Origin of the sequence: Oceanobacillus senegalensis, assembly GCF_900176885.1 — a bacterium.
Taxonomy (GTDB): Bacteria; Bacillota; Bacilli; order Bacillales; family Amphibacillaceae; genus Oceanobacillus; species Oceanobacillus senegalensis.
Map to the genome: position 1 here is coordinate 60,790 of NZ_LT839648.1, position 17,147 is coordinate 77,936.

Sequence of the window (17,147 nt, forward strand, 5' to 3'; positions counted from 1 at the left end):
TTGGCAAATGAAGAAAGAATCAACCATCATATAGAAACATTTAGTCAGTTCACCGCAACACCGAACGAAGGAATGACGAGATATTCCTATAGTCCTGAAGACGTAAAAACACGTACGTATATTAAAGAAAAAATGGAAGAATACGGTTTAACCGTTAGAGAAGATGGCCTTGGTACTATTTATGGAAAGTTGGAAGGCACATTGGAAAATGCTCCTAGCGTACTCGTTGGTTCCCATTTTGATAGCGTCCCTCATGGTGGTAATTTTGACGGGACTGCAGGTGTGATTGCTGGACTTGAAGTGGCAGCTTTATTTCAGGAACGAAAAATCCAACCAACCTATCCACTAGAAGTGATTGCAATGGTTGAGGAGGAAGGTTCCCGTTTTGGTGGAGGTTTGATGGGTTCCCGTGGAATCAATGGATTAATCGATGAGGAAGATTTCCATCTGATTCGTGATAAAGACGGCATTTCTGTTGTAGAAGCAATGCAAGAGGCAGGACTCGATTCAACACTTCCTAAACATCGTAACGCCAAAACGATGAAAGCATTTTTAGAATTGCACATTGAACAGGGACCCATTTTAGAAGAAGAAAATATTTCTATTGGGGTTGTTGACGCTATTGTTGGCTTGACACAATTGGAAGTGACTGTGGAAGGGAAAGCAGGACATGCGGGTACAACACCGATGGATCGCCGGTCAGATGCGTTGATTACAGCAGCAACGATTGTTACCGAATTGCCAAAAATCGTACAAGATGAAAAGAATGGCACCGTCATTACAACGGGTCAGTTTCATGTATATCCAAATGGTGCGAATGTCATTCCGGATAAAGTCACCTTTACGATTGATCTTCGTTCGGGGGAAGAAGCATCGATTCAGCGTGTGATGGAAAAAGTAGAAGCTCTTATTGCGTCCCATCAAAAGGGTGGAATGAAAACATCCGTTGAACAGCAATTATATATCCAACCAAAAGAATTAAGTCAAGAGGTCCGTTCCTCCTTAAAGGAATCCACTGAAAAATTAGGAATTTCTCATATTCCGATGCAAAGTGGGGCTGGTCATGATGCGATGGTCTTTTCTGATTTTACAAAGGCGGGACTTATCTTTATTCCAAGTAAGGATGGGCTAAGCCATTGTCCAGAGGAGTGGTCGGATATTGAACATTTGGCCCAAGGAGTAGACGTATTATTTGAAACAGCGAAGAAATTAACGGAGGCAGAGTAAATGATTGATGAAGCAATTAAAGCGTATATTAGGGAACATGAAGAAGAGTTAATCGCTACACGTAGAAAATTACACAGTGAACCAGAGCTATCTTGGGAAGAAGAAAATACGACGGTGTTTCTATGTGAACAGTTGGAGCAGCTCGGTATTCCGTATCGTCGAACAAAGCCTACCGGCGTAATTGCTGAAATCAAGGGTGGTAAACCAGGAAAAACGGTTGCCCTTCGTGGGGATATGGACGCCTTAACCGTACAAGAAATGAATCAGGATTTAGCCTATAAATCTAAATTTAATGGAAAAATGCATGCATGTGGTCATGATGCACACACATCGATGCTACTGTTTGCGGCAAAAGCATTACTTCAAGTGAAGGATGAAATCGCTGGGTCCGTTCGACTTTTATTCCAACCGGCTGAAGAAGTTGCACAAGGAGCCAAAGAAATGATGAAACAAGGCGCGATGGACGGAGTGGATAATGTATTTGGTATTCATATATGGTCCCAAACTCCAACAAAAAAGATCGTTTGTAATCCTGGTCCAGCTTTCGCTGCGGCAGATATTTTTAAAGTAGAGTTTACTGGAAGAGGAGGCCATGGTGCCATCCCTCAAGATACCATTGATGCAGCTGTTGTTGCTTCTTCCTTCGTCATGAATGTACAAACGGTTGTATCTAGAACCATCGATCCGCTTCATCCAGCCGTTTTGACCATTGGAAAAATGGACGTTGGGACAAGATTTAATGTCATTGCAGAAAATGCCGTTATTGAAGGAACCGTTCGTACCTTCGATAGTGAAACGAGAGATCATATAGAAAGGGAATTGGAGCACTATGCGAATACCGTTGCAAGTCTTTATGGAGCAACGGCTAAAGTAACCTACAATCGAGGAACGGATCCCGTTATTAATGGGGAAGATAGTGCACTTCTTGTTCAAAAGGTTGCCAAAGAAGCTTTCGGCGAAGATGTCGTTCACGATCAAAAGCCAACGATGGGAGGAGAAGATTTTGGGTTCTTCCTAGATCAAGCACCTGGAAGCTTCGCCTTAGTCGGCTGTGGAAACGCAGAAAAAGATACACAATGGGCACACCATCATGGAAGATTCAATATTGACGAAGATGCACTGAAAACTGGAGCGGAATTATACGCACAATATGCATGGGCTTATTTAAATCAATGAGGTGTGGCGGAACAAAGGGACAGGTGGAGACCATTGAAGAGGTTGCTCTCAAAACTCTGACTTATATATATAATAACCCCCCAAGATTTTGGTTTAATAAGTTTACTAAGAAATTAGTACCAAAATTGGGGGTATTCCTCTTGTGGGATTTCAGGGGCTTCTAAAAATTAAGGTGTCTAGCGTATTTACATGGGAGTTTGGACAAGACTAGTACAATCCTCAATAATTGTTTACCATTCAATTGGTTAATAGGCAGTAATTAACTTTCTTTCAGAGAAGGAGAGACAGGTTCATTGTATAATGGGCCAATGGATCAGATTTCCACCACGGATAAAACAGAAGAATGGACCGGGAAAACTGTTCCCGGTCCATTTAGCGATTATATTATTCAATATTCATAATGAAATAATCCTACCACCCTCATCAAATTCTAAGTCTCTTGCTGGGCGTAGCTGTTCAAAATGAGAGATATCCTTAATTTTCTTCCATAATGACTCGGACACCTCAATATCATGTAAATCCAACGTATTTTTCACCCTAACAATGGTAACGTCGCTTGCCTTTTTTGGTTTCATAAATTGCAGGGCAACATCCACAACCTCTTTATCGGAGGAAAGCGTTATAGGTATTTTTGCGAGATGAGGGAAAACAGCTGTGATTAAGTTCATGTACGTATCATGGTAATTAATTTTATCTACTAATCGTTTCGTGGTTAAATCAGCATAACCGATTCCACAGGCATTCCCATGTGACTCCATGGTTAAGTCAAACACCCCAATATAGTTGATGTCTGGCTTTTTTGGTTCTTCTTGTCCACGCACATAGATACGTCCAATGATATTTGGATCCATCCCTGTTCCACTGATATTTTTACCCATTTCTTCTACTAAGAGTATATCTAAATCATCTGTTGGAAGGCTGGGCATGAGTTGTTTGGCTTTTACGAGTAAGTCCTTCTCCGTTTCGATGAGATTCTCTGGCTCTATCACTTGACAAATAGCCGTCCTGTCATAAGCATTTTCAACCAGTGCAATAGAATAGGAGATTGGCATTTTTTCTAAAATGACCTCTGCCATTTTTGGGATGAGCGTTTTTAAGCCGTAAATCCCATGACTATGGATCGTACTTGCTCCTTTTTGTTTCCCTAGTCCCACTGTCATCATTTTCAGAATGCCACTTTCTATGTCACTTTTAAAGTTAGTGTGTGGCTTCACGCGATTGACAACAATAATAGCATCTGCCTCCGAGGCCGATTTGTCAAAATAGACCGGGATGTCCTTTTCCACCGTTCCAAGTTGCGTGACTTCCATGGAAGAATAGATCGGAGCACCAATTACTTCTGGTATCAATCCATAGTCACGAAGAATTTGTTCTTGTCCTTTATCCGTAGCCCCACCGTGACTTCCCATTGCAGGAACGAGAAAGGGAAAAGCACCCCTTTCTTTCACATGCTTGATAACAGTTGTAACAACGTCTACTAGGTTATCTATGCCTCTGCTACCAACTGCAATTGCCACTTTATCACCTTGGTGAAGTCGATGTCGAATATGATCCTGACTTAATTGACTACTTAATTCTGCCTTTACATCGTCAATCTTCCTGTTATCAAAGTGTTGACGAATTTTTACCATTTTCGGATATCTATCCATGACCATCTTCCCTTTCTGATCCTTAAAATGTTAAAATAACTCTCCAACAAACCATAATGCTGAGAATAAAATAAAACAGATAACCAGGATAACCTTCACACCAGTATGCATTTGATAACCTTTAGGAACTTGACTATTTAAGTAAAGTAAAGCCACCCCATATAAAGGGAATAATAGGCTTAATGCTGCACCACCAACTGTAATGAGTAACGTTGGGGCACTTACAAAGTTGTAAAAAATAATCCAAGAGAAGACGATGATGATAGCTGAGATGGAATAGGTTTTCTTAAATTGTGCTTTGGAAGTGGTTTCTCTTGTTGAAAATTCCCTTTTTAAATCAACCACCATTCTAGCAGCACCATCGGCAATAGCTAATGCTGTGGAGAACAGTCCGGCAAATGCCCCTGCCATAAATAAATAATAGTAGTGCGGACCCAATACTTCGGTGAAAATAACAGAGATTTGTTCCACAACATGAACCCCGTCTGGGACTGTGTTGGCACTTTTTAAGATAATGGCACCGGTAATAAAGAAGGCAAGCGTAATAACGAAAGTAAGTAAAACCCCAAGCCAGGTATCTAGCTTCAGAACACTGAGCCATGCCTTTAATCTCTCTTTTTTCTGTGTGGCACTATCACCATCAACATATGCATGTTTTACGTATCCCTTACTGATGATCCAAGTAGAATAAAAGATTAATTCGACACCCGCTCCAATCGTTCCTAAAACAGCCAAAGACATGAGAACGGATCCCTCTGGTAATTGAAACGTCATTCCACTAAACAAGTCTGCCATGGAATAGGAATATTGATCACTTTGAGGCAATGCAATGAATGCAATGTAAAGCATAATGAGTGTTAATCCTGCAATAACCAACATCATAAGCTTTTCAATGAGGCTATAAATATTCCATTTAGGTACATAGATTCCAATTAATAAAATACCCAAAATTACTAGATTGGTCAGAATACTCCAAGTCGAAGCAGATATGGATGGAAATAGGGATTGTAAAAGCCCGCCTACCGTTCCACCAACCCCTGCAATAATAACTAGTACGACCACAGCCAATAGAGCTAGGAAAATATATAAAAACCAGGACTTTCCAAATAGTTTGGGCCCAGGTATGTCAGCAAATCCTTCTGTGATAGACTTCTTTGTCATGAGGGAGTACCTTCCGATTTCTTGCTGAATAAATCCCTTCAGAAAGACGCCCCAGAAAATTACCCATAGAACCACTAACCCTGCGATGGCACCAAGTCTTGTAGCGTTGATAATTTCTCCACTTCCAACCGCAGCTGCGGCAACAATAAAACTCGGACCAATCCAACGCAATTTTTGTGAAAGTTTCTTAGGTATTCCTTGTCCATTTTTCCCTTCATCTACACTCACTTCTCATTCCCCCTTACCCCTTTTCACTACAAATGATTATGTTTGGATAAACTCTGAAGTTATGTAGTATTAAATTTACTATTATGTAAAGTTTATAGAGTTAACGGGGGATATATGACAAGTTGTTTTGGATGGGGGGATATTAAGTGATATGGAAGGTATCGTAAAGGGCTCTTGAAGGGGGAATCAATTGTGAGTTGGCTGAATCTAGTAGATAGACACTGTTCACATGAAATAAACAAGAGGAAGGGAGAAAAGATACAATAAAAATTACGTTGTTATTGAGTTCGAACTAAAAGGTTTCGGCACAGCAGGCCTTTATGTTACTGGAATTCTAATGGAATGGGAGAGTGTACTCGGATAGGAATTAGTTATAGAAGCAATGAAGCAAGTGTAGGAGGAATAAATCAACCGGCTACACCCCCCAGCGCGTTAAAGTGATTGATTTAAGTAGTCTTGTGGGAAAATTTCAGCAAGGCTTTTTTGTTCTATTTAATTTAATAATGTAGATATAAGGGGCTAAGGAAATTGTCTGATCTCCAAAGAAACTGAAACAAAAAATATAGACTAAAATGTTAGGAGCCATGGATGGGTTGAACCTCAAGGTAAGTTCATACAAAAAAAGAACTTCGTCCAAATATAAATAAATCACAATAACTATACTTAATATTGTGTATAAAGTGAATTTTCTTAAAAATCATTGATAAAGATTAAATTATGTGTTAAGTTCTTTATAGAGCGGAATACTATTCCGAATAGTGGGATGATTTAAATGGTATTAATCTAACGGGTTAATGTAAGCGCAATCAATTGGAGTGGTATTTCTTTGTATGGGAAACAAGAAAAGAAAGGGGTTATGCAAAGATGGTGTATTGGAAAAACGTTAAAGAGGTAGGAACTTATTCGCCACCTGGTCATGAGGGGACATATAATCGTCGACTGGTAGGGCCACAGGAGGGCATTGAAAATGCTGAAGTTATTATTGGAGAAATGGAACCCAACGGCTTGGCTGATCCGCATTTTCATGACGAAATTGAACAAATTATGTACATTTTAAATGGTAATGCGCGCGTTATCATTGAGGGGGAAGAAGCAATACTATCAGTTGGAGATGTTATTTGGATTCCCAAAAGAGCTATGCATGAAGTAATAAATGTTGGGGATACAAACTTGCGATTTGTACTTATCTATTCTCCGCAAAAAGTTAAATCATCTTAATGCAATAATATAAGGATTTTTAATACGAGGAGGGAGCTATATGAAAAAAGCTTGGTTATTTTTTCTAACATTAATTACATTAGTTATTACCTCTGCTTGCGGAAATGAAACAAGCGGAACGGAAAACTCAGGAAATGATGGTAATGAGGATGGGGAAACTATAAAACTTAAAATTGCAGATTCTTTTCCAACTTCGAACTATCTTTCTTCGGAAGGTACCGTGTTTTTTATGAATAGAGTAAATGAGTTGACTAATGGAGAGGTTGAATTTGAGCATTATCCAGCAGAACAGATTGGAAAAGCAGATAGTTATCTTGATTTGACTTTGTCTAAGACAATAGATATTGGTTACACCTCATATGCAACTGACCGCCTACCTTTGACAGAGGTAGCAACATTACCTGGCGCTTATAGTACTTCAGTAGAAGGATCCTCAATCATATGGCAATTAGTAAAAGATTATTTGTTAGAAGAGGAATACTTAAAAAATGATGTTCGTCCATTATTTGCAGTTGCTTTACCTCAATATCAATATGTTACAGCTGAGAAGCCAATTAATTCGCTAGATGATATAAAAGGAACAAAAGCTCGTGTGACTGGAACAATGGAGCTAGCTTTTGATGAACTTGGAGCATCACCCGTTTTCATGCCTGCTTCAGAAGCCTATACTGCTTTGGAACGTAATACAGTAGATGGGGTTACTTTTCCTTTTACGAGCCTTGAACCTTACCAAATTGATTCTATTGCAAACTATTCTACAAAAGGAGCAAATTTGGGTAGCTTTACAGTAGTCTATTCTATTAACGAAGAGGTATATCAATCTCTTCCAGATGATGTAAAAGAGGCGTTTGCTCAGGCTGGGGACGAAACAGTTGAGCACCTCTCTCAATTTCTTGATCAGAAGAATGAAGAATTAGCGGAGGAGTTTTCTTCAGATATTGAATTTTATGAACTAAGTGAAGAAGAATCTGCCGAATGGGATGAAGCGCTTGAACCTGTTTGGGATCGTTGGGCGGAGGATTTAGAAAAACGAGGATTCAATGCTAATGAGACGATAGAAAAATATCGAGAAATACAAGAAAGTTTAAACTAATTTTAAACGGGGCTATCAATATGATTTTATATTGATAGTCTCCGAACTTAAAGGGTGGTGAATGAAAATGGGCATCATCAATAAAGGATTTACAAAACTAGAAAACTTTTTTTTAAGGTTTTCACAATTAGCTCTTGTAATAATGATGATATTAACAAGTTTAGATGCGCTAAGTCGTTATATTTTTAGTCAATCCATTATAGGAGCATATGAAATAACAGAGATGTACTTAATGGTAATACTTGTTTTTTTAAGTATGAGTTATGTTCAAAAAATTGATGGACATATTCGTCTCGATATTTTGTTTGAACGCTTACCAAGTCGATTACAGGATACTTTAAATATTGTATATTATCTTTTAGGAGCTTTATTAATGGGGTTTATAGGTTATCAGGGATTACTCATGAGCTTGAACGCTTGGCAAAATAATTTAGTTATGTCGGGACTTATTAACTTTCCGCTATGGCTATCCTATATTTGGGTTCCTATAGGTTCTTTTCTTATTATGATTCGGCAGATTATACTATCCATAATGCTTATATTGGGAATTCCGAAGGAAGAGGTGGATAATTAATGGCTGTTATTTTACCACTAATTTGTTTAATTGTGTTTCTTGCCTTCGGTATGCCGATAGCTTTTGCGTTAGGGCTTTCAGGTTCTATTGGATTGATTCTGTTTAGTGGTTGGGATTCTTTTTTGGGAATTCTGCAAACCACACCATATGACAGTGTTAAAAGTTTTTTGATGAGTGCTATTCCGATGTTTATTCTTATGGCATCGTTTATGACGGTAAGTGGTATTATGAAAGACCTATTTGAAGCTGCTTATAAATGGCTCGGCAAATTACCAGGCGGCCTTGGAATTACCACTGTTTTCGCAGGGGCGATGATGGGTGCGGTTTCAGGTTCGAGTCAGGCTGCAGCAGCTGCAATGGCAAAAGCAGTTACTCCTGAAATGGAAAAATATAAATATAATACAGCATTTACAATGGGAGTCATAAGTATTGCTGGTACCCTCTCCGTTATGATTCCCCCAAGTATCATTCTTATTCTCTATGGTATTTTAACTGAAACAGGAGTTGGTTCACTCCTTATTGCTGGGATTATACCAGGAATTCTTACAGCATTTGGTTACATTATTGTCATTATAACTTGGGTTAAAATGAAGCCAGAGATTGCCCCTAAAATCGATATTGAGCTTACTATAAAAGAAAAAATTAAGTCGTTAAAAAATATTTGGCCTATGCTTCTAATAATTATTGCAGTTATTGGGGGGATTTACAGTGGGATTGTCACAGCAACTGAAGCGGGAGCGCTGGGTGCTTTTATTACTTTAGCAGTTGTTTTTCTAATGCGACGGATAAATTTTAAACAATTTGGCTTAGCATTAAATGATACGATTAAGTCGACTACAATGATTATGACCATTATTATTGGTGCTCATATTTTTAGTTATTATTTAACAATGACTCAGGTAACACAAAATATTGTCATGATGATAGAGGGGTTAGAAGTATCGAGGTACTTCGTTTTAGCTATCATCATTGTTATTTATTTAATCCTCGGTTTCTTCATGGATCAAATAGCAATACTTATTTTAACCTTGCCGCTAACCTTTCCTATTATTATGACCCTTGGGTTTAATCCAGTTTGGTTTGGAATTGTAGTTGCCAAAACGGTAGAAATTGGTCTTGTAACTCCCCCGGTAGGAATGAATATCTTTGTTGCTACAGGTGCAGCAGGAGTGAGGACGGCCGAGGGTTTTAAAGGAGTAAAATGGTTTGTTCTAATGGATCTATTAATTCTTATAATATTACTTCTTATGCCATTTATTAGTTTGTGGCTTCCTGGATTAATGATGAAATGAAATATTGTAACGGACTTCACTTAGATAGGATGATGAGAATTGAAACAAGGTGTTATTTCTAAGACTTTTAAAATACTTCGTTCATTCACCGACAAGAAAAATGAATGGGGAGTAAATGAACTATCAAGGTATCTTGATATGCCGGTTAGTACCGTTCATCGGATACTTTCTACCTTAAAAAACGAACATATCGTGGAGTATTCTGAGTTAACAGGTAAATATAAGCTTGGACCTGAAATGATTCGTATGGCATCCATCATCTCAGCAAAGGTAGATATTAAGAGAATTGCATACTCCCATTTATTTGAGCTTTCCATAGACCTAGACCATTCTGTATATTTTGCTCAATACTATTCTCATTATCGTAAACTTGCTTTTGTTGATTGTGTTAAGAGTAAAAACGCCCTCCAGTACGTGTTGGAAATCGGAGTTTTGCAACCCATTCACGTTGCTGCAAGTGGCAAAAACATCCTTGCTTATTTGGAAGAATCAGAAATAAATGAGATTCTCGAGGGAGAAGTAGAGTTAGAGTCTGATAGAAATAAAGTCAGGGATGAGTTAAAGCAGATTAAAAATCAAGGTTATGCTATTACATCGAATGAGCGGAAAATGGGTGCCCTTAGTGTAGGTGCCCCAGTATTTGATGTGAGTGGAGAAATTATTGGAAGTGTTATATGTGTGTTCCCTATTAGTGATTACGAAAAGGAAAAAGAATCAAAATATATCCAACGTGTAAAGAAGGCTGCAAAGGATATTTCCCATTCAATGGGATATGTGAAGAACTGATAAAGGAGAGGTGTTATGAAAAGATATCGTACACTTTTATTTGTTCCTGGTATTAAAAAGAAATGGTTTGAAAATATACCCTCTTATAATGCAGATGGTATTATATTGGACCTAGAGGATAGTGTACCCGCTAATTTAAAGGAAGAGGCAAGACAATATGTTTCCGAGGCAATTCCAAATCTTTCATCAAAAGGTGTAGACGTATTTGTTCGTATAAATAAAGGAGCAGAAGAATTCGATAAGGAAGATATACATTCTATTGTAATGGATGGTCTTCAAGGGATTGTTCTTCCAAAGATAGATGGGCCTGATGAAATTGAGCAATTATCAAAACATATAAAAGAACTTGAGGAAAAACAAGGCTTAGCTATAGGTGGTATTGGTTTACTCCCAATCTTAGAAACTGCAAAGTCTATGCAACTATCTTATGAAATTGCGAGTTGTGAACGGGTTTTGGGAATTGCGGGGCTTAGTGCTAAGAATGGAGATGTAGCAAGAAGTCTTGGATATCAATGGACTTCTGAAGGATTGGAAACTTTATATATGCGCTCCAAAGTGGTTATGTCTGCACGTGCTGCTGGTGTTTCACCAATAGGAGGGCTTTGGCAAGACGTGCATAATTTGGAAGGACTGCGGAAGAGCAGTGAATTTAATCGTCAGTTGGGATTTGTAGGTGAACTTGTGCTACATCCATCAAATGTTTCTATTGTGAATGATATCTACTCACCATCAAAAGAGGAAATTGATTATTATGAAGGGTTGGTTGAAGCATTTAAGAATGCTGAACGCAATGGAGAGACCGCTATTATGTATAAGGGAGAACATATTGATTATGCGCATGTAAAGACAGCGAAAAAAGTATTAGAGACTGTAAAGAACATGAATATCATTCAATAAAAGTCTAAGAGGGGGATTTCTATGGCTGAAGGGAAATACTTTGAAGAATTCACTGTTGGGGATATTTATAAACATCGGCCTGGTCGAACTGTAACTGAAACTGACAATCTATTATTTACAACATTAACCCACAATACACAATCTCTGCATCTAGATGAAGAGTATTCAAAAGGAACTATACATGGAGGACGTATCGTTAACAGTTTGTTTACTTTATCATTTGTAGTAGGTGTAAGTGTTGGGGATATGACAGAAGGGACTACAATTGGAAATCTTGGTTTCGATGAAACTAAATTTCCTGCGCCTGTTCGTATAGGTGATACACTTAAAGCGGAAACAGAAATCATTGGAAAACGTGAATCCAAATCCCGACCTAATGCAGGTATTGTTTGGTTTGAACATAGAGGTTATAACCAAAAAGGAGAATTGGTAGTAAGAGCAAAAAGGTCAGGAATGATACTTAAAATGAATGAACATTCATTTACAAATACTCAATAGGATGTTTTATTATTTGTTAAAAGGGGAGGTAGAAAAAATGAGTGGACCATTGGAAGGTATTCGAGTTCTTGATTTGACTTCTGTTGTAATGGGACCTTATTGCACATTAATGTTAGGGGATATGGGTGCAGATGTTATAAAAATAGAAAATCCCTCTGGAGACACAACTCGTTATTTAGGGCCATCAAAAAATGAGGGGATGGGAAGTCTTTACCTTCATTTAAATAGGAATAAACGAAGCATAACGCTAGATTTAAAAAGTGAAGAGGGACATCAAGCTTTACTTAAGCTTGTAGAGGAAGCAGATGTTTTAGTCCATACTCTTCGGCCAGAATCAATGGAAAGACTTCAATTATCATATAATGACCTAAAAAAAATAAATCATCGTCTTATCTATTGTGGGATGTATGGATTTAGTAAGGAAGGACCGTATGGAGGAAGGCCGGCATATGATGATATTATACAGGCAGAATCAGGAGTGGCTGCGGCACAAGGAGAAATAACTGGAACTCCACAATACCTTGCTACTGTATTAGCAGATAAGACAACAGGGCTTGTTGGCCTAAGTTCCATCATAGCAGCAATATATTATCGAGAGAAAAGCGGAGAAGGTCAAGAGATTGAAGTACCAATGTTTGAAACAATGGTATCATATACGATGTTGGAGCACATGTATGGAAAAACCTTTTCACCTCCGATAGGGTCTAGCTACTATTCTAGAGTTACCTCATCTTATCGTAAGCCATATAAAACAAAAAATGGTTACATTGGAGTAATGATATATAATGATAAACAGTGGCAATCCTTTTTTAAAGTATCTGGTCATAGTGAACTACAAAAAGATGAAAGATTTAAGGATATTTCTTCTCGATCAAAACATATTGATTTTGTTTATAAAACAGTTGAGAAAATTATGGCTACAAAAACTACTGAGGAATGGCTAGGTATACTTCAACAGGCAGATATTCCATGCACTAAAGTTAATTCACCAGAAGATCTTTTTGAAGATCCACACTTGAATGATATAGGATTTTTCCGCAATGTTAATCATCCTACTGAGGGAGAAATTTGGGATATGAAATTTCCGGTGAGTTTCGAAAAATCACCTGCTTCGGTTCAATATTACGCCCCAAATCTTGGACAACATAATGAAGAAATATTAGGCGGGGTTAGTGTAAGGAATGGGGAGGAAAAATAATCAAGAGACGTAAGGATTGGAATGTTCCAATCAGGGTGGCTGACTAGGGATGGTTCTAATGGTGTGGCCTTATTTGTGGGGAAGTGTACTTTTTAAGTGTACTTCTCTTTTTGTTTTCAAGTAAAGAATTCGGCAAATGTATCAGTCCCCATCGCTTTAAAGTGTTAAAATGCATTAATTTAGATAGTCTATTGAAGAAAACTCTTGCAAGACTTCTTTTGTTCTTTTGTCTATTTAACATAATGATGCTAGGGATTTTCAATAATATAAGATTCTTTGCACCTACAATCTATTTTTTTAATGCTAGCCAAGGTACTTTGACAATTGTAAAGCGGATGGGCGGTTGACCATCTCCCGAGAGGAGGGAGGTGGTATATATAATGACGCCATACGAAGCAATCATTGTGGCATTGACAACAAGTATGGTAATTGTAAATGTACTGGCATTAATAGTACAAATCGTCAAGGAAACAAGAAAAAAGTAACCGTCCTACGCTCGGCTAAAGTTTAGGAGAGGTTACGTTACTTTAAGTAAAAAATACGGCAATACTTTAGGTCAGCCACTCTTCATGCGGCGTGTGGTTGCATGGGCTGAGTGTAAATAGCGCTCAGCCTTTTTGATTATTATAATTATTTATATTATACATCAATTATTATTATATTCCATTTACTACTCAAGTTGGTGTAACTGCTAAACTTGATAGAAATATGCTGACCAATGTTAGAACTTCATGGTAAAATAGAAACTAACATAAATAGAATAGGGGAAGTTTAATTGCTTAGTAAGATTAGATGGGAAAAACTATTAAATGAAACTAGACCTAAATATAAAGATAATAAAAGATAATAATTTTATTCATCTTTGTGGCAGTGAGTGAAGGCTAGTATGTTTACCATTTCGATTAAATAGAGTTTAGTACAAATTTATATAATGGTAATTAACTCCAACTTATTGTTGCAAAAAATCATTATCATCCCTGTCTTGCCTATTAGTGGTATTAGGGAATTCTGACCACTTAATAGGCATTCCTAGTATTTCTATAATCTGAACAGCTTTCTCATAAATTGCATTTTTTTGTTCGATTGACAAATGCGTAGTAAAATTTTTTGACAGAAGGCTAAGTGAATGGTCTAATGACTTTATAATTAGATTAAATATATAACCATGGGATTTATCATTGTGTTTTTCTTTTAGGCTATTCTCATAAATAATATCTTTAAAGCTTATTGAATTGTTGTCTTTAATTGAATGAACCATATCATCCAGTGTTTTCTTTTGACTAATAGTGGTTAATTCATTAAATGGAGCATTAGTGATTGATCTTTTTATCTCTTTAATTTGCTCACCAGTAATTTTCTTGTCTATATATAAATTTTTTAAGTACTCTTTGTTATCTCCCTTTAATTGGTCTAAATTATAGATATCAATTAAACCTTGTATCCCAACGCCGGCTACCTGACCATCACTAAGCCATTCCTTTGGAACTTTAGATGCCTTTATATATTTTTTTACTGTTCTAAGTGTGACATTACAATTTCTTGCTATCTCTTTTTCATCGAAGTTTTGTTCCATTAAATCAGTAATCATCCCAAGCATTTCATATCCTGTACGTTTCTTATTATGAAATTCATTTTTTAGCCTCTTGATAATACGATTTTGTTTTGAGGTTTCTTTTTCCACGATACACCAAGCAGAATTGGCTTCTATGTGTCGTAGAGCAACATACCTTCTATACCCATCTACAAGTATATATTTTCCATTTTGCTTTTCAACTATCATAGGGACAGACAGTCCATGTTTAGCAATATCTAATGCTAACTTTGAATCAAAATTAACTTTCCTATATGACTTTTCAAGAACAATATCTGATAAAAAAACAAAATGCAAAGTCATGGTGTATCATCCTTCCGACGTTTTTTATAAACATATTCGATAGGATGATTGTCTTATTACAAAAGTCTATATAGAGTTTAAATGTCAATGATATAATGTACATTTCTGCTTAGGAAAAATCTAAATTCTAATAGGTACCTCCCTGGTCAATGGGTCAACTCCCCAGTGCGTTAATGTGCTAAAAGTGCACACGTTTATCAGTGAGATTTCTTCCTCTACTCATTCAACAGCCTACTGCATCCCTCCGAACATTAATCAGTAAACTAACTAGGCAAAAAGTGTCACCTTATCCATCCATAATCCTCTAAACGAATAGTAATATCGATTCATTTTTGAGAAAACCCATGTTCCACTATTTTCCATACTTTATAATAATTTCAGTGAAATAATTAGAAAAGTTGCCCAATTAGGTAATGAGGGGGGATTAGCGATAAAGGTTTTAGATGCCAAAAGCTTGAATCAAGGGGCATCCGAGATAAAACAAGGACTAGATACACTAAACGCACAAATCAAGCAGATCCAACACGCAGTAGATAACCTGGTGAACTTGAATGACTCATTTAAAGGGCAGGGAGCACAAGCCATTCGTTCCTTTTATCAAGAATGTCATGCGCCACTTTTGTTATTCATGGAAGGTTTCATGCTAGACTACCAGGAAACACTGAAGCTAATCCAGGATTCCTTACAATCCATGGAACCGGATGGGAATGCGATAATTCGCCAGGACTTCATACAAAACGACGTCGATGAAGGAATTCGTCATGCAGAAAATGTTACAATGGGACTAACAGACGAGACAAACACCACGATTCAATCTGTGAATGACATCGTAGCCCTGCCAACGATTCAAGATGAGGAATTTCTCCAGCAGGCCAATCAATCCAGAAAAAACGCTTATGATACATTAGAAAAATTACATACATTTGATGCAGCGAGCACAGCTAAACTTGGAAACGTGGAAAACGATATACAGCTAATGAATACTTACATTTCCGAGATTAGTAGAATGTTTCGAAGTGGCGACCTAAGTATTGGCGATTATTCTGTTCGCAGATTAAGAGGGTACCAGTTTCATCAGGAATTAATTGACGCAGTAAAGAGTAAAGCCTGGAATAACACGCTATCCCTAGAGGTACTACTCGGGACAGCTGGAATGCATATTCTATCCCAATTTGTGTCATCTGACGTTCTGATTCATTATCTTCAGGAAAAATATGAAATGCGAACGATGGATTACACCGTTCGCTCTCTTAAGGCCATTTCGGCGGCAAGTGGTGATTCGATTACCCATCAGGAATTTGCGACGATCCGCGGCCAAGTCGTTAACAGTGTGGAAGTGACAGATTACAAAAATGAATGGCAAGGTAAGTATTTCACCTTGCTCGATGGTAGGAAGGCTAGAGAGTTTACCGATGCAGATGGCACTGTCAGTTACGAGTTTGTAAGTGAGATTCCAGAGGACCGGTTTCAGCCAGAGGAGAAGAGCTTCCTAGAAAAAACATGGGATGGCGTGAAGGATGTTGGTTCAACCGTAGCCAGCGGAGCCAAAGAAGTAGCCGACTTTATGCTTTTAGACGATGTAAATACGCTTACCAGTTCAGATGCTTCTCTTGTTGATAAAGGCATCGCCGCAGCTTCGATAATTCCGGTTGGGAAGGTATTAAAGCTAAGGAAAGTGGATGATATACTTAAGGTAGATGCGGATGGAGTAAAGGCGAAGAAGGTAGATAAGGTTGAGGGTACGGGAAATGATTATGAGACTTCTAAATTCCAAAAATGGAGTAACGATGGTAAATATGATAAAGTTAGAGCATACAGAGGAAGAGACCTTACGGCATACAATAGTGAATATTTAGTTGATCCCCGGCTTGTAGTTGAAATGAATTTTAAAGGGAAGGATCGTTCTGGAACTAATGCTGCTGGTTGGGAAAGAAATGCTAAAAAATTCTTTAATTCACTCCTGAAAAGTAATCCAGAGTTTTGGAGTGTAGAAAATACGGATCTGATAAAGAGGGGGCGTGTTCCCAAAGCTGATGATCAGTTTTTAGAACACTTCCCTCAATACAGGGAGTATATACAAGAACCAATGCGGCATCATCATATTGGAGAAGGTGGGCAAGCCGTTGCCCTTCCAAAAAGTCTGCATCCTGGATATGGTGGAATCCATAATGTGGAGAAGGACTGGGGTATTACTGGAGTAGATGATGAAATTGCAAGAAGATTAGATACCTTTATAAAAGATTCAGGAAGGTGAGA

Annotated in this window: 15 protein-coding genes; 12 read left to right on the forward strand and 3 right to left on the reverse strand. The window is 37.7% G+C overall.

From position 1 onward, the window contains the following. Positions 1 to 1,227 (forward strand): Zn-dependent hydrolase, encoded by a 1,227-nt coding sequence (locus CAO17_RS00370; RefSeq protein ID WP_085990898.1) that lies wholly within the window; start codon positions 1 to 3, stop codon positions 1,225 to 1,227. Positions 1,228 to 1,230: 3 nt separating this feature from the next. Further along, positions 1,231 to 2,403 carry an amidohydrolase gene (locus CAO17_RS00375; protein WP_245831890.1) on the forward strand — a complete coding sequence of 391 codons (1,173 nt, stop codon included), beginning with the start codon at positions 1,231 to 1,233 and terminating at the stop codon, positions 2,401 to 2,403. A gap of 395 nt (positions 2,404 to 2,798) precedes the next feature. Here CAO17_RS00375 and CAO17_RS00380 read toward each other — a convergent pair whose 3' ends face one another. Then, positions 2,799 to 4,052 carry a nickel pincer cofactor-dependent isomerase, group 22 gene (locus CAO17_RS00380; RefSeq protein ID WP_179151841.1) on the reverse strand — a complete coding sequence of 418 codons (1,254 nt, stop codon included), beginning with the start codon at positions 4,050 to 4,052 and terminating at the stop codon, positions 2,799 to 2,801. A gap of 30 nt (positions 4,053 to 4,082) precedes the next feature. Beyond that, positions 4,083 to 5,441, reverse strand: a complete 1,359-nt coding sequence (locus CAO17_RS00385; RefSeq protein WP_085990901.1) for an Nramp family divalent metal transporter — start codon at positions 5,439 to 5,441, stop codon at positions 4,083 to 4,085. An 864-nt stretch (positions 5,442 to 6,305) separates the two neighbouring features. On the opposite strand from CAO17_RS00385, the gene CAO17_RS00390 reads away from it, so the two are divergent. From CAO17_RS00390 to CAO17_RS21525, 9 genes are all read left to right on the forward strand, one after another. Beyond that, on the forward strand, positions 6,306 to 6,659 hold the full coding sequence (locus CAO17_RS00390) for a cupin domain-containing protein (protein ID WP_085990902.1): 354 nt from the start codon (positions 6,306 to 6,308) through the stop codon (positions 6,657 to 6,659). Positions 6,660 to 6,699: 40 nt separating this feature from the next. After that, positions 6,700 to 7,752: a TRAP transporter substrate-binding protein gene (locus CAO17_RS00395; RefSeq protein WP_085990903.1), complete on the forward strand. Its 1,053-nt coding sequence runs from the start codon at positions 6,700 to 6,702 to the stop codon at positions 7,750 to 7,752. 67 nt (positions 7,753 to 7,819) lie between these two features. After that, positions 7,820 to 8,326: a TRAP transporter small permease gene (locus tag CAO17_RS00400; protein ID WP_179151842.1), complete on the forward strand. Its 507-nt coding sequence runs from the start codon at positions 7,820 to 7,822 to the stop codon at positions 8,324 to 8,326. Next, positions 8,326 to 9,618, forward strand: coding sequence for a TRAP transporter large permease (locus CAO17_RS00405; RefSeq protein WP_085990905.1), 1,293 nt, complete (start codon positions 8,326 to 8,328; stop codon positions 9,616 to 9,618). The genes CAO17_RS00400 and CAO17_RS00405 overlap by 1 nt, the downstream gene beginning before the upstream one ends. Positions 9,619 to 9,657: 39 nt before the next feature. After that, positions 9,658 to 10,404, forward strand: coding sequence for an IclR family transcriptional regulator (locus CAO17_RS00410; protein WP_085990906.1), 747 nt, complete (start codon positions 9,658 to 9,660; stop codon positions 10,402 to 10,404). 15 nt (positions 10,405 to 10,419) lie between these two features. Beyond that, positions 10,420 to 11,301, forward strand: a complete 882-nt coding sequence (locus tag CAO17_RS00415; protein ID WP_085990907.1) for an HpcH/HpaI aldolase/citrate lyase family protein — start codon at positions 10,420 to 10,422, stop codon at positions 11,299 to 11,301. A 21-nt stretch (positions 11,302 to 11,322) separates the two neighbouring features. Next, on the forward strand, positions 11,323 to 11,799 hold the full coding sequence (locus CAO17_RS00420) for a MaoC family dehydratase (protein WP_085990908.1): 477 nt from the start codon (positions 11,323 to 11,325) through the stop codon (positions 11,797 to 11,799). A 37-nt stretch (positions 11,800 to 11,836) separates the two neighbouring features. Beyond that, entirely contained in the window at positions 11,837 to 12,997 is a 1,161-nt protein-coding gene (locus CAO17_RS00425; RefSeq protein ID WP_085990909.1) for a CaiB/BaiF CoA transferase family protein, read from the forward strand. 380 nt (positions 12,998 to 13,377) lie between these two features. Further along, positions 13,378 to 13,482, forward strand: coding sequence for a putative holin-like toxin (locus tag CAO17_RS21525; protein ID WP_245831713.1), 105 nt, complete (start codon positions 13,378 to 13,380; stop codon positions 13,480 to 13,482). A gap of 464 nt (positions 13,483 to 13,946) precedes the next feature. Here CAO17_RS21525 and CAO17_RS00430 read toward each other — a convergent pair whose 3' ends face one another. Then, on the reverse strand, positions 13,947 to 14,891 hold the full coding sequence (locus tag CAO17_RS00430; RefSeq protein ID WP_085990910.1) for a ParB/RepB/Spo0J family partition protein: 945 nt from the start codon (positions 14,889 to 14,891) through the stop codon (positions 13,947 to 13,949). Between the two features lie 430 nt (positions 14,892 to 15,321). Here CAO17_RS00430 and CAO17_RS00435 point away from each other — a divergent pair, with 430 nt between their 5' ends. Continuing rightward, positions 15,322 to 17,145, forward strand: a complete 1,824-nt coding sequence (locus CAO17_RS00435; RefSeq protein WP_281252955.1) for a T7SS effector LXG polymorphic toxin — start codon at positions 15,322 to 15,324, stop codon at positions 17,143 to 17,145. The last annotated feature ends 2 nt before the right edge of the window (positions 17,146 to 17,147 follow it).